The organism is Leucobacter sp. USCH14, assembly GCF_037619215.1.
Classification (GTDB): Bacteria; Actinomycetota; Actinomycetes; order Actinomycetales; family Microbacteriaceae; genus Leucobacter.
The window spans coordinates 105,403-119,153 of the sequence record NZ_JAQPZP010000002.1 but is presented as its reverse complement, the minus strand read 5'-3'; the positions used below and the strand labels follow the sequence as shown (position 1 = coordinate 119,153).

Annotated in this window: 10 protein-coding genes and 2 tRNA genes; all 12 read left to right on the top strand. The window is 63.3% G+C overall.

Annotation, left to right across the window (positions count from 1 at the left end; all coding sequences use genetic code 11):
- Positions 1-229 precede the first annotated feature (229 nt).
- The 12 genes from dnaA to PQI23_RS02795 all read left to right on the top strand — a co-directional run bounded on the left by dnaA (position 230) and on the right by PQI23_RS02795 (position 13,729).
- A complete protein-coding gene (gene dnaA / locus PQI23_RS02850) occupies positions 230-1,645 on the top strand; it encodes a chromosomal replication initiator protein DnaA (protein WP_339971821.1) in 1,416 nt (471 codons plus the stop codon).
- Between the two features lie 398 nt (positions 1,646-2,043).
- Complete coding sequence (dnaN, locus tag PQI23_RS02845; protein ID WP_339971359.1) at positions 2,044-3,186, top strand: DNA polymerase III subunit beta; 1,143 nt, start codon at positions 2,044-2,046, stop codon at positions 3,184-3,186.
- A gap of 7 nt (positions 3,187-3,193) precedes the next feature.
- A complete protein-coding gene (gene recF, locus PQI23_RS02840; RefSeq protein WP_339971357.1) occupies positions 3,194-4,441 on the top strand; it encodes a DNA replication/repair protein RecF in 1,248 nt (415 codons plus the stop codon).
- Positions 4,362-4,922, top strand: coding sequence for a DUF721 domain-containing protein (locus PQI23_RS02835; protein ID WP_339971355.1), 561 nt, complete (start codon positions 4,362-4,364; stop codon positions 4,920-4,922). The genes recF and PQI23_RS02835 overlap by 80 nt, the downstream gene beginning before the upstream one ends.
- Before the next feature lie 203 nt (positions 4,923-5,125).
- Positions 5,126-7,120 (top strand): DNA topoisomerase (ATP-hydrolyzing) subunit B, encoded by a 1,995-nt coding sequence (gene gyrB, locus PQI23_RS02830; protein ID WP_339971353.1) that lies wholly within the window; start codon positions 5,126-5,128, stop codon positions 7,118-7,120.
- 31 nt (positions 7,121-7,151) lie between these two features.
- Complete coding sequence (gyrA, locus tag PQI23_RS02825; protein ID WP_339971819.1) at positions 7,152-9,680, top strand: DNA gyrase subunit A; 2,529 nt, start codon at positions 7,152-7,154, stop codon at positions 9,678-9,680.
- On the top strand, positions 9,673-10,080 hold the full coding sequence (locus PQI23_RS02820) for a DUF3566 domain-containing protein (protein ID WP_339971351.1): 408 nt from the start codon (positions 9,673-9,675) through the stop codon (positions 10,078-10,080). Before gyrA ends, PQI23_RS02820 begins: the two co-directional genes overlap by 8 nt.
- Positions 10,081-10,177: 97 nt before the next feature.
- A tRNA-Ile gene (locus PQI23_RS02815) sits at positions 10,178-10,254 on the top strand.
- Between the two features lie 191 nt (positions 10,255-10,445).
- Positions 10,446-10,521, top strand: a tRNA-Ala gene (locus tag PQI23_RS02810).
- 132 nt (positions 10,522-10,653) lie between these two features.
- Complete coding sequence (locus PQI23_RS02805) at positions 10,654-12,006, top strand: sensor histidine kinase (protein ID WP_445238397.1); 1,353 nt, start codon at positions 10,654-10,656, stop codon at positions 12,004-12,006.
- The gene (locus PQI23_RS02800) at positions 11,994-12,710 is read left to right on the top strand and encodes a response regulator transcription factor (protein WP_339971349.1); all 717 of its coding nucleotides are present in this window, start codon (positions 11,994-11,996) and stop codon (positions 12,708-12,710) included. Before PQI23_RS02805 ends, PQI23_RS02800 begins: the two co-directional genes overlap by 13 nt.
- On the top strand, positions 12,707-13,729 hold the full coding sequence (locus PQI23_RS02795) for a DUF4097 family beta strand repeat-containing protein (RefSeq protein WP_339971347.1): 1,023 nt from the start codon (positions 12,707-12,709) through the stop codon (positions 13,727-13,729). The genes PQI23_RS02800 and PQI23_RS02795 overlap by 4 nt, the downstream gene beginning before the upstream one ends.
- The last annotated feature ends 22 nt before the right edge of the window (positions 13,730-13,751 follow it).

Sequence of the window (13,751 nt, the reverse complement as noted above, 5' to 3'; positions counted from 1 at the left end):
ATGCCGTGCCATCTTCGCCGTCCGACTTGCCTGTGGACAAATCTGTGACTAACGTGGGCGCAAGTGTTCGCAGGCGGCTGGACTTCGCTGTTTTTTCGCGACATCGCGCTCGTTCGCCTGTGGATAAGCCTGGGTATAACGGGTGATCTCAACCAATGAACAGCGAGCCGGGAGCGACGTGACTGAGGACGAACTGCAGGAAGTCTGGGATCGCGTCACTCAGGCCGTCATGGGAGATCCGGCTGTCGGGCCGGCGGTGGGCGCGCAACTCGCGCTCGCTCTTCCGCGCGGAATCGCTGCGGGAACGCTGTATCTCGCCGTACAGCTCGACTTCACGCTGAAGCTGCTCGAGAATCGTCTTCGCCCGGCGATCATGGCGGCGATTGCGCGTATTCCCGAAGCGCACGAGATCGACAACTTCATCGTGATCGTCGACGAAGACGCGCACCCCGATATCGATCCCGAGCCGGCCCCTGCACCGCCGGCGCCGGTCACTACAACCCGCGATGCCGATGCACCGGACTTCGGAAATGCGCGTTTCGATGCTCCACGACACGATACGCAACGCCCCGTGGCCGAACCCCGACGTCGTCACGGCGCGGAAGAGGCCGTGGACAGCCGACTCAACGAGAAGTACCGCTTCGACAGTTTCGTCATCGGCCAGTCGAACCGTTTCGCTCACGCCGCGGCCGTCGCAGTGGCCGAAGCCCCCGCGCGTGCGTACAACCCGCTGTTCATATACGGCGATTCCGGGCTGGGCAAGACGCACCTTCTGCACGCCATCGGCCACTACGCCCGCGAGCTCTTCCCCGACGTGCGCGTCCGGTACGTCAGCTCAGAGGACTTCACGAACGACTTCATCAACTCGATCGCGAACAACCAGGGCGCCGCCTTCCACGCGCGGTACCGCAGCGTCGACATTCTGCTCGTCGACGACATCCAGTTCCTCGAGGACAAGGTGGAAACGCAGGAGGCGTTCTTCCACACCTTCAACACGCTCCACGATCACAACAAGCAGGTCGTCATCACGAGTGATGTGCAGCCGAAGCAGCTCCGCGGATTCGAGGAGCGGATGCTCTCGCGTTTCGAGTGGGGCCTGCTCACCGACATCCAGGTTCCGGACCTCGAAACCCGCATCGCGATCCTGCGGAAGAAGGCGGAGCGCGAGAACCTGGAGATCGATTACAGCATCCTCGAGTTCATCGCCAGCAAGTTCTCGTCGAACATCCGCGAGCTCGAAGGAACCCTGATCCGCGTGACGGCGTACGCGAGCCTGAATCAGCAGCGCATCGACATGCAGCTCGTGCACACGGTGCTCAAGGACCTCATCACCCTCGACGCGGACAACGAGGTGCAGCCCTCGGACATCATCAGCAAGACCGCCGAGTACTTCGATCTCTCCGTCGATGACCTCTACGGCCCGACTCGCGCACAGCAGATCGCCACGGCTCGGCAGATCGCGATGTACCTCTGCCGTGAACTCACTCCGCTCTCCCTCCCGAAGATCGGACAGCTCTTCGGCGGCCGCGACCACACGACGGTGATGTACGCGCACAAGAAGATCTCGCAGTTGATCGCTGAGCGCCGATCGATCTACAACCAGGTCACGGAACTGACGACTCGTATCAAGCAGGGCTCCCGCTAGTCGAGTTATCCACAAGTTTTCGCGCACATGTGAATAGTTGGGGAGAACTCACCCGAACTTGTGCATGGATCACCATCCCCTGTGAGCGAGGCGTCAACGCGAAAGATTCGCATGGTTCCGCCGAACTCGTTCCATCCACGTGGAGTGCACAACTCACATTCGTGTAGTTCGGTTGCAAGAATTGGGAAGAAGCGACTTATCCACAAAATCCACAGACGTTAACACTGTTAACACTTCTCATTCTTTTCAACGGGCACTCGATCACGCGATCGGCTCTTCACACGAAACGAGTCCTCGGTGAGCCGCTGAGCTAACGGATGCTCAGCCCTCGGGAGTATGCAAAGATTGTCAGGCCGAGGAGAACGACGCGACCCAGAACGCGTGCGAAGGGAAGCCCGATGCGATTTACCGTCAATCGTGACGTATTCAGCGATGCAGTGTCTTTCGCGGTCAAGTTACTTCCTCCTCGCCCCACCCAGCCGCTCCTGACCGGTGCGCTCATCGAAGCGGAAGGGGAGCAGCTCACGGTTTCTTCGTTCGACTACGAGGTTTCAGCGCGAACATCGATCTCCGCCGTCGTATCTGAATCGGGCCGCGCATTGGTATCCGGTCGTCTGCTCGGCGAGATCGCCCAGCGCCTGCCGCACTCGGACGTCGAGGTATCGCTCCTGGAGAGCCGCGTCGAGGTCCGATGCGGCTCCGCGTCATTCAGTCTTCCCGCGATGCCGGTGGAAGAGTACCCGCAGGTTCCGAGGGTCGACTCGGTGTCGGGATCCGTTCCCGCCGACGTCTTCTCCGACGCGGTGTCCCAGGTGTCGATGGCGGCGTCGAAGGATGATGTGACTCCGGTGATCACGGGAGTGCAGTTCGAAATCGATACGAACTCAGTCACGTTGACGGCGACGGACCGCTACCGTGTAGCTACCCGGAGCATTGATTGGGAGCACCGCGACGCAGGGGAGTCGCTGGGTGCGCTCGTTCCCTCGAAGATCGTGACCGAAGTCGGGAAGACCTTCTCCGGAGTCGGCGAGGTGCAGGTCAGCATCGTGAAGGATGCGGATCGTGAGCTCATCGCGTTCACCGGTGGGACGAAGACCGTGACGTCGTTGCTCATCAAGGGCAACTATCCTCCGGTCGGACGCCTCTTCCCGGAGAACGTGGACAATTACGCCGTGGTCAGCACGTCCGAGCTCATCGAGGCGGTCGGTCGTGTCGGTCTGGTGCTCGAGCGTGAAGCCGCTCTGCGGTTCTCATTCGCCGAGGGCATCGTCACGCTCGAGGCGGCGGGAACCGAATCCGCTCAGGCTGTCGAGACGGTCGACGCGCATCTCGTCGGCGACGACATGGTCGTCTCGCTGAAGCCGCAATTCCTTCTCGACGGATTGCGCTCCACTCACTCGGAGTTCGCACGGATCGGTTTCACACGCACTGACAACCCGGGCAAGCCGGGCCCGGTTCTGATTACGAGCCAGCGCAGTAAAGACGATGCGGATGAGAAGAGCTTCCGCTACCTGCTGCAGCCGAACCTGCTTCTGCGTTAGGGGAGCGATGCGGGTTTCGCATCTCTCGCTCGGCGACTTCCGCAACTATCACTCGGCGGAGTTGCCGCTTTCGCCTGGCCCGAACCTGCTCATCGGTCAGAACGGTCAGGGCAAGACGAATCTGGTCGAGGCCATCGCCTATTTTGCGACGCTGAGATCGCATCGCGTCACCGGTGACAGTGCGCTGATTCGCGCCGGTCGCGAATCAGCGGTCGCGCGTATGCAAGTTCGCTCAGGGGAGCGGGAGGTGCGACTGGAGTTGCAGCTCAATCAGGGCAGGCCGAATCGAGCCCAGGTGAATGGCAATGTCGTGCGCCCTCGTGAGGTGACGCGCTGGTTCTCAGCGATAGTGTTCGCGCCCGAAGATCTCGTTATCGTTCGTGGAGAGCCCTCAGGACGCCGGCGCTTCCTCGATGATGCGCTGCTCGCGAGACATCCGATCGCCTCCGTCGCTCTTGCAGACTACGAAAGAGTGGTCCGCCAGCGCACGTCTCTCTTGAAATCCGCTCGCTCCAGAGGAGACTCGGCACTCTCCAGCCTCCCCGTGTGGGACGACCAGCTCGTCGAGTACGGCACGCAGATCATGCTTGCCCGCCGCGAACTTCTTCGAGATCTCGAGCATCCATTGCGGAGGCACTATGAGGCGCTCGTGGGTGCAGATCACGCCCCTCGTGTATCCATGTCGGAGAGCGTCTCCGACGCCCTGACTGATACCGGCGTTTCACGTGAAACAGTTGGAATTGAAGAGCTCGCCGGCGTTTCACGTGAAACGCTCGCTGACGACTTCCGGTCCGCTCTGCGCTCGGTCCACAGTCGCGAGATCGAGCGGGGCGTCACCCTCGTCGGCCCACATCGAGATGATCTGCTGCTCTCGCTCAATGCACTGCCGGTCAAGGGGTATGCGAGTCATGGGGAATCCTGGTCCTTCGCGCTCTCCCTGAAGCTTGCGCTGGCGGAGCTCCTTCGCTCTGAGTCATCCGCTGGTGATCCCGTCATCATTCTTGACGACGTCTTCGCGGAACTCGACGCCGCTCGACGAGCGCGACTGATGTTGGCCGTCGCTGATTACGAACAGGTCATCGTCACTGCTGCCGTTGAAGCGGACGTACCCGATGACGTTGCGTGGGACCGTGTGCGAATACGCGCCGGCGTCCTGCACCCGATTTCGGCCTCTGATGTCGGCGCGGAATCAGAAGCTGATCGACCTGCAGACCTGGGGACGCGCGATGACGCGCAGTCGCAACGTGATGAATGACGCGGGCGCCGAGTTCGCGACGGACGCGTATCTCAGAGCGAAATCCGTATGGCGAGGCGTGCCGCAACGTCGGCGAAAGCGGCAGGGTGGCACGGATAGCTCGGCAGGGAGTCCGTTCGGGTTCGGTCGCGACCCTCGGGCGCTCTCAGACGTCCTGGTGACGGTGGCGTCCGATATGGGCTGGAGCGTGGAACTCGAGCAAGCACGACTCATCAGCGATTGGCCGATATTCGCGGGGGAGGCGACAGCTGAGCACACGCGGGTGATCGGGCTGAGTCACGGCGTGCTTCAGATTCAGTGCGATTCCACCACGTGGGCGACAGAGCTGCGGAGACTGCGCGGTGAACTGCTCACGCGACTGTTGCGCGATTACCCCGATGCGGAGGTGCGTGACATCAGGTTCCTCGCTCCCGGCGCGCCGAGCTGGCGGCACGGCCCGCGGTCCGTGCCGGGCCGCGGGCCACGCGACACGTATGGGTGATTCCTCTACGCTCGCCCACGCTTGGTGCGATGCTCGAGCATGTTCTCGAGGGAATGAAGCGGTCGGGGGTCGATCCCGCACAAATTCGCTGGTCAGGAGGCCCGTAGCGCGCCTGTGAACGCCTGAATCTTGATAAGCTGGTGGGCGGAAGTGCTCGGGGCTCAATCGCGCCCTGAGATGCCCAGATAAGGATCTTTCTACCTATGAGTTCAGAGCAGGCTCCCGCTGCGGAAAATTACGGTGCCGGAGCGATCCAGGTACTCGAGGGGCTCGAAGCGGTACGCAAGCGGCCTGGCATGTATATCGGTTCGACGGGCCCTCGTGGCCTGCACCACCTGGTGTACGAGATCGTCGACAACTCGGTCGACGAGGCACTCGCAGGGTACTGCGATTTCATCGACGTCACGATTCTCGCCGACGGGGGAGTGCGTGTGGTCGATAACGGCCGCGGTATCCCCGTCGACGAGCACCCGACGGAGGGCCGCTCCACTGTCGAGGTGGTGCTGACGGTCCTGCACGCCGGCGGAAAGTTCGGAGGCGGAGGATACGCGGTGTCCGGAGGGCTCCACGGCGTGGGTTCGTCCGTGGTGAATGCACTGTCGCGTCGCTTCGAGGTATCCGTGCAGCGGCAGGGTTTCACGTGGAACATGTCATTCACCGACAGTGTTCCCGATGCCCCGTTGGCGCAGGGGGAGCCGAGCACCGAAACGGGAACGGCGATCACGTTCTGGCCGAGCGGCGACATCTTCGAAACGATCGACTTCGACTATCAGACGTTGAAGACACGATTTCAGCAAATGGCCTTCTTGAACAAGGGCCTCCGCATCGCGCTGACGGACCTGCGAGAACTGGATCCGATCGAGAATGCCGAGGGCGAGCTCGTTGCGCCGCCGGCTCTGCATGACGAGTTTCTGTACGAGAACGGTATTCAGGACTACGTGCAGCACCTCAACTCTGCGAAGCGCGCTGAACTCGTCAATGACGAGATCATCTCGTTCGAAGCAGAAGATGCGGATCGCAAGATCGCTGCCGAGGTGGCGATGCAGTGGACGACCTCGTACACGGAGAGCGTGCACACCTACGCCAACACCATCAACACGCATGAGGGCGGCACGCACGAGGAGGGCTTTCGCGCCGCCTTGACCACGCTCGTCAACCGGTATGCTCGCGAGAAGAACATCCTCCGCGAGAAGGACGACAACCTGTCCGGCGACGACGTTCGCGAGGGACTGACGGCCGTGATTTCAGTCAAGCTGGGGGAGCCCCAGTTCGAGGGGCAGACGAAGACGAAGCTCGGGAACACCGAAGCCAAGGCGTTCGTGCAGAAGGTCGTCGGGGATCAGCTCGGAGATTGGTTCGAGCGGAACCCGGGACCCGCGAAGGACATCATCCGCAAGTCGATCCAGGCTGCCTCGGCTCGTTTGGCGGCTCGGAAGGCGAGGGAAACGGCGCGTCGCAAAGGTCTCCTCGAGTCCGGTGGCATGCCCGGCAAGCTCTCGGATTGCTCGAGCAAGGATCCGACGATTTCGGAGATCTTCATCGTCGAGGGCGACTCGGCAGGAGGATCCGCCAAGACTGGTCGGAATCCGCATACTCAGGCGATCCTGCCCCTGCGAGGGAAGATCTTGAATGTCGAGAAGGCGCGTCTCGATCGCGCGCTCAACAACGCCGAGGTGCAGGCCATGATCACGGCATTCGGCGCGGGTATCGGCGAGGACTTCGCCCCGGAGAAGGCGCGGTATCACAAGATCGTGCTCATGGCGGACGCCGATGTCGACGGTCAGCACATCACGACGCTGCTTCTCACGCTGCTCTTCCGGTACATGCGTCCTCTCATCGATCTCGGTTACGTCTATCTCGCGCAGCCGCCGCTGTATCGCATCAAGTGGTCGAACGCCGAGGATGAATACGTGTACAGCGACGCCGAGCGGGATTCGCGGCTCGCCGCCGGTGCCGAGCAGGGCCGGCGCCTGATGAAGGAGAGCGGCGTTCAGCGCTACAAGGGCCTGGGCGAGATGAATCACGAAGAACTGTGGGACACCACGATGAACCCCGAGACCCGCACCTTGCTGCAGGTCACCATGGAAGACGCGGCGATCGCCGATGAGATCTTCGCGACCCTGATGGGCGAAGATGTCGAGGCTCGCCGTACCTTCATTCAGCAGAACGCGAAGGACGTGCGCTTCCTTGACATCTGAGAACGAGACCCCGGAGACGGAAACCAGCGCGATGGTGGCGCAGGAAGACGCGGTGCACGGTCGGATCGACCAGGTCGATCTGCAGCTCGAGATGCAGCGCTCGTACCTCGACTACGCGATGAGCGTGATCGTAGGCCGTGCGCTGCCCGATGTACGAGACGGGCTCAAGCCCGTGCATCGCCGTGTCATCTACACCATGTACGACGGGGGCTACCGACCCGACAAGGCCTTCTCGAAGTGCACCCGCGTGATCGGCGATGTGATGGGGCAGTTCCATCCGCATGGCGACAGCGCCGTGTACGACTCGCTGGTACGTCTGGTGCAACCGTGGACGCTCCGGTACCCGCTGGCCCTCGGACAGGGGAACTTCGGTTCACCGGGCAATGACGGGGCCGCCGCGCACCGGTACACCGAGACCAAGATGGCTCCGCTCGCCCTCGAGATGGTGCGGGATATCGACGAGGACACGGTCGATTTCCAGGACAACTACGATGGGCGCACGCAAGAGCCCACGGTACTCACATCGCGGTTCCCGAACCTGCTGGTCAACGGATCGGTCGGTATCGCCGTCGGTATGGCGACCAACATTCCCCCGCACAACCTCAGAGAGGTGTCCGAAGCTGCGATCTGGCATCTCGAGCACCCGGATGCCAGCCGTGACGAGCTCCTGGACGCGCTCATGGAGCGGGTGCACGGGCCCGATTTCCCGACCGGTGCACAAATCCTCGGCACGAAGGGCATTCGCGAGGCTTATCGGACCGGACGCGGTTCGATCACCATGCGCGCGGTCGTCAACATCGAGGAGATTCAGGGCCGCACCTGCCTCGTCGTCACCGAGCTGCCCTACCAGGTCAACCCCGATAATCTGGCGGTGAAGATCGCCGACCTCGTCAAGGAGAACAAGGTCCAGGGGATCGCCGACATCCGCGACGAATCGAGCGGGCGCACCGGGCAGCGACTCGTGATCGTGCTCAAGCGCGATGCCATCGCGAAGGTCGTGCTGAACAACCTGTACAAGCACACGCAGCTTCAGGAGAACTTCGGCGCGAACATGCTCGCGATCGTCGATGGAATTCCGCGAACGCTCTCGCTCGACGGGTTCATCACGGCGTGGGCGAAGCACCAGATCGAGGTCATCGTACGTCGGACCGCATATCGACTGAAGAAGGCCGAGGCCGAAGCCCACATCCAGCGCGGATACCTGAAGGCGCTGGATGCTCTGGACGAGGTGATCGCCCTCATCCGACGCTCACCCACGGTGGACGAGGCTCGTGAGGGTCTGATGGCGCTGCTCGAGGTGGATCAGATCCAGGCGGATGCGATCCTCGGTCTGCAGCTGCGCCGCCTCGCGGCGCTCGAGCGCCAGAAGATTCTCGACCTCGCGGCCAAGCTCGAGGCCCAGATCGCCGAGTACGAGGCGATCCTCGCCTCGCCGTCGGAACAGCGCGGGATCGTGGTGCAAGAACTCGGCGAAATCGTCACCAAGTTCGGCGACGAACGGCGCACCGCCATCCTGCACGGCTTCGATGGCGACATGTCGATGGAAGACCTGATTCCCGAGGAGGAGATGGTCGTCACCGTCACTCGCGGCGGATACGTGAAGCGGACGCGCATCGACAACTACCGTTCGCAGCACCGAGGCGGGAAGGGTGTCAAGGGTGCGCAGCTGCGCGCCGACGACATCGTCGAGCACTTCTTCGTCACAACCACTCACCACTGGCTGCTCTTCTTCACGAACACCGGTCGTGTCTATCGTGCGAAGACGTACGAGGTCCCCGAAGGCGGACGCGATTCGAAGGGTCAGCATCTCGCCAACCTGCTCGCGCTCGCCCCCGACGAGATGGTCACGCAGATTCTCGACGTCCGCGACTTCTCGGCGGCCGGCTATCTCGTGCTCGCCACGCGAGACGGTCTGGTCAAGAAGACCGCCCTGACCGAGTACGACACGAACCGGACGGGCGGCATCATCGCGATCAAGCTGCGTGATGGCGACGAATTGGTCTCGGCGCTCATCGCAGAGGCGAGCGACGATGTACTGCTCGTCTCCCGCCACGGCATGTCCGTGCGTTTTACTGCTTCTGATCAGGCTCTTCGCCCGATGGGACGCTCGACCAGCGGCGTGCGCGGCATGAACTTCCGTGAGGGCGACGCCCTCCTCGGAGCGTCGCGAATCGACGGCAGCGGGGGGTACGTCTTCGTCGTCACCGAGGGCGGATACGCGAAGCGCACGGCTGTCGACGAATATCGTGTGCAGCAGCGCGGCGGCTTCGGCATCAAGGTCGCGAAGCTCGATGAGAACCGTGGCGTACTCGTCGGCTCGTTGATCGTCGATGAGACCGATGAGGTGCTCGCGGTACTCGCAAGCGGAAAGGTCGTCCGCTCGGGAGTGGCCGAGGTACCCGCGAAGGGCCGCAACACCATGGGAGTCGTCTTTGCACGATTCCCAGAGCAGGACCGTATTATTGGCATCGCGCGCAATCCGGAGCGTGGGCTCGACGACGAGGAGTCCGAGGCCGCAGGGCCCGAGAACGCGGAAAACGAGGAAGACCTGAATGAGTAACACTGTCGCCGACAAGCTGGCCAAGAAGACCCGTAAGAAGGCGCCGGCGAAGCAGGTTCGCCTCAAGCTCGTATACGTCGACTTCTGGTCGGCGGTGAAGTTCTCCTTCCTCGTGGCGATCTGCTTCGCAGTCGTGAGCGTCGTCGCGACGATTCTGATCTACACGGTGCTGCTGCAGACCGGGGTCTTCGCACAGGTCGATCAGCTCTTCATGGACATCGTCGGTGAGGACAACAGCCTGATGAGGATCATCGGGTTCCCGCAGGTGCTCGGCTTCTCGGTCGTCGTCGGCATCCTGAATGTCATCGTCGGCACCGCGCTCGGCGCCGTCGGCTCACTCGTATACAACCTGCTGGTGCGCGTTCTCGGCGGATTCCAGCTCGGCTTCACGAGCAACTGAGCAGTGCGCCCGGCCCGTCGGTGGGCCGGGCCACGCCCGGTTTTCGAGGTCGATTTCGGATTTGTCGCGTATTCGGGTAGAGTCATTGCTTGGTCGAGGGGCTATAGCTCAGGTGGTTAGAGCGCTTCACTGATAATGAAGAGGTCCCAGGTTCAAGTCCTGGTAGCCCCACCACAACCACACGAAAGTCCCGCTGAAACCAGCGGGACTTTTGCGTTGTAGGGATGGGCCCGGATGTGCCCGCCGTTTGCACTCGAGGCACGCCGGCACTTCCCGTTTTGCGCTTTCCGCACCGAGTCTGTAAAGTTGATCGAGTTGTTCCGGTCTACGATTGGGGCAGCGGAGGGAAGTGTTCAACTTCCTTCGGGTCCTTAACTCAGTTGGTAGAGTGCCTGCTTTGCAAGCAGGATGTCGGGAGTTCGATTCTCCCAGGATCCACCAGTGCACCCCCGTCGATTTTGGCGGGGGTGTTTCGTTTCACGTGGAACGTTCGCGTCGAAATAGGGAAAACCCGAACCGCGTTCTCGGGTCCGCTCGCTCACGCCGGGGTAGGGGAGCACCTACCGTAGAACCATGACCACTCCTCCTCCATCCGAGGCGATGACAACTCCGCTTCTCCCGACCTCGGGCCCGCAGCCCGCCGATGACGAGCGCACGGCGAGCACCTCCGAACCCGCATCCCGGCCGGGACGGCCCTCCACTGCGTCGATGAAGCCGGCCGCGAAGTGGGCATCCAAGACGCCGTTCCACCTCCTGCTGACAGTTCTGCATCTCGCCGCTCTCGGGGTCGTGGGGTTCACGATCACCATCGTGCTCGCCACACTCCTGGGAACGGGCATCGGCATGCTCATCATCGGCATCGGGCTTATCCTGCTGATCGCGGCGGTGTACGCGCTGTACGGAATCGCCTGGTTCGAAACCTTCCGCGTCGGCGGGTTGTACGAGCTCTCAGTAACGGCGCCGAGGTGGCAGGAGCGGCGCGGGCCGGGCTTCTCGGCATGGCTCGGATCGGTGCTGCGCCAGTCCGTGGATGGGCGCATGTGGCGAGCGGTCGCGAACTTCGCGATCTCAAGCGCGCTGGGTGCGGCAGTGCTGGGTCTCGTTCAGGGGTTCGCCCAGGCGTTCGCGTCCGTCTTCCGCACATTCTCGATATGGTGGCAGCCCGGAATCATCGGCATGCTGCTCTGCGCTGCCGGCATCGTCGGGCTTGCGCTCCTGCACCGCCTCATCGCAATCGCGATCATCGGCTCGAGTGCGGCGGAAGCGCAGCTCACGGAGAGTGCGCGGGTTTCCGCGCAGCAGCGCGAAGGAGCCGTACGCGCCGCCGATGTGGAACGCACTCGCATCGAACGCGACCTGCATGACGGCGTTCAGCCGCGTCTGGTGGCCGTCGGTATGACGCTCGGTCTCGCACAGGAGAAGATCGATAGCGATCCCGCTGCGGCGAAGTCACTCGTCGCCGAAGCTCACACGTCCACGAAGGCCGCGATCACGGAGTTGCGGCAACTCGCGCGAGGCATCTACGCCTCGGTGCTCGATGATCGCGGGCTCGATGCAGCGCTCTCAGCGCTTGCAGCCCGGTCGCACATTCCGGTGCACATCGACGTGCGCCTGACCGATCGCTGCAGTCGTGAGGCGGAGGCCGCCGTGTACTTCGCGATCGCGGAGTCGCTCACCAACGCTGCGAAACACTCCCGCGCGAGTGAAGCGCGTGTGGTCGTGCGCATGCGCAACGATGACGAAGCGCAGCCGGCACGACTGTGGGCGAGGGTCGAAGACAACGGGATCGGCGGTGCTCGGGTGACGCCCGGCGGCGGGCTCGACGGCATCATGAACCGGGTGCTCGCAGCCGGCGGCACGACGCGACTCGACAGCCCGCACGGCGGGCCGACCACGTTGGAGGTGAGCGTTCCGTGCGCATCCTGATTTGCGAAGACTCAGTACTGCTGCGTGAGGGGCTGGTCCGGCTCCTCGAGCACGGCGGCCACACGGTCGTCGCGGCACTGCCCGACGCGAGCAATCTGCTCGAGACGGTCGCCTCGGCGGACCCGGAGCTGTGCATCCTCGATGTTCGTCTGCCGCCGTCGTTCACGGATGAGGGGATTCTCGCAGCACTCGAGCTGCGCCGTACCCGACCGGGCCTGCCAGTGCTCGTGCTGTCTCAGTATGTGGAGGAACGCTATGCGAGTGAGTTGATCGCTGCGCAGGGCGGAGCCTTCGGTTACCTGTTGAAGGATCGTGTTGCGGACGTGGGGGATTTCATCGATTCCGTCCGCAGGATCGCCGCAGGGGCCACCGTACTCGACCCCGAGGTGGTCGCACAGCTCCTGACGAGGCGCTCGCGCGACGACCGCATGCGTGCACTCACGGACCGCGAACGCACCGTGCTCGCAGCGTTGGCGGAAGGGCGGTCCAATCAGGCGATCGCCGCCCTGCTGTTCCTCTCCGAAGCGAGCGTCGAGAAGCACATCACCGCGATCTTCCAGAAATTGCAGCTCGAGCCCGACGGCGGCGGCAATCGCCGAGTGCTGGCCGCGATCGCCCACTTCGAAAGCCTGGGAGGCGCTCCCAGCACGATGCACGACGCCGATCGTTCACACCCCGACGCACAGACCGGAGTTTCCGCATGAACATCCCCTCGAACGACGACCAGAACCAGAACCAGACGCAGTCGCAGCCGACGCAGACACAGCCGCAGCCGCCCGCGACGGCTCAGCGCGGGGGCGGCGCCTCCGGCAAGCAAGCGCCCTCCACCCGCGTCATCGTCGCAGTCACTGCAGCTGTCGGAGGTGTCGCCCTGCTCGCAGTCGGCGCTTCAGCAGCGTACGCCGCGATCGCTCCGAACCGCTTCGACGCCATTGACGCCTTCGTCGGCAACGCGACGAACTCCGCGGACGCCTCCTCCGAGTACTCCCAGGACATCAATGCGGGATCGGTTGAGACGATCGACGACGGCGACGGCACGTTCACGCATACGGCACCCATCGAGGGCGTGCGGTCGCTGGATCTCGAGATCGCGGGAGCGGGTTTCGAGGTGGCCTTCGGCGATGTCAGTGAGGCCGAGCTCGTGGTGACAGGGGATCGCGCTGCGGACTGGAGGGTGGCGGTCGACGAGGGTCAGCTCAGCGTGGAGACCCCTGACCGCGGGTTCACCTCGGGCTGCCTCTTCAATTGCGGGGCAGGTGCGCTCGGCAACGCCTCAGCGACGCTCACCCTCCCGCAGGCGATGAGCGACGACGGTTCGCTCGACGCGGAGATGAGCGTCGAGGGCGGAGCGCTGAGCGGCTCCGGATCCTTCCGCTCCCTCGACCTCAGCGTGGAAGCGGGCGACCTCCGCATCGACGGGAGCGCTCAGAACGTGGATGTCGATGTCGAAGCAGGTGAGACCGAGCTCGACCTCGCCGACGTGACCGCGGCGGAGGTGGGGGTCGAGGCCGGCTCCGTGCGACTCGGCATCACCGGGGCGGCTCCGGATCGCGTGTCCATCGACGCGAGCACGGGAAGCGCCGTGCTCGACCTGCCGGACGCCGAATACCGCGTCGACGCGATGACGGAGCTCGGAGAGCTCGATGACCGTCTCTCGAAGAGCGAAGACTCGAAGCACGTGGTGACGGTGCGCGCCGAAGCCGCGAAGGTGACGCTGAACTAGACCCCGACCCGCTGTGGTCCCG

Coding starts and splice junctions, on each gene's coding strand:
- dnaA (WP_339971821.1), top strand. CDS start 230: ATGGGAGATCCGGCTGTCGGGCCGGCGGTGGGCGCGCAACTCGCGCTC.
- dnaN (WP_339971359.1), top strand. CDS start 2,044: ATGCGATTTACCGTCAATCGTGACGTATTCAGCGATGCAGTGTCTTTC.
- recF (WP_339971357.1), top strand. CDS start 3,194: ATGCGGGTTTCGCATCTCTCGCTCGGCGACTTCCGCAACTATCACTCG.
- PQI23_RS02835 (WP_339971355.1), top strand. CDS start 4,362: ATGTCGGCGCGGAATCAGAAGCTGATCGACCTGCAGACCTGGGGACGC.
- gyrB (WP_339971353.1), top strand. CDS start 5,126: ATGAGTTCAGAGCAGGCTCCCGCTGCGGAAAATTACGGTGCCGGAGCG.
- gyrA (WP_339971819.1), top strand. CDS start 7,152: ATGGTGGCGCAGGAAGACGCGGTGCACGGTCGGATCGACCAGGTCGAT.
- PQI23_RS02820 (WP_339971351.1), top strand. CDS start 9,673: ATGAGTAACACTGTCGCCGACAAGCTGGCCAAGAAGACCCGTAAGAAG.
- PQI23_RS02805 (WP_445238397.1), top strand. CDS start 10,654: ATGACCACTCCTCCTCCATCCGAGGCGATGACAACTCCGCTTCTCCCG.
- PQI23_RS02795 (WP_339971347.1), top strand. CDS start 12,707: ATGAACATCCCCTCGAACGACGACCAGAACCAGAACCAGACGCAGTCG.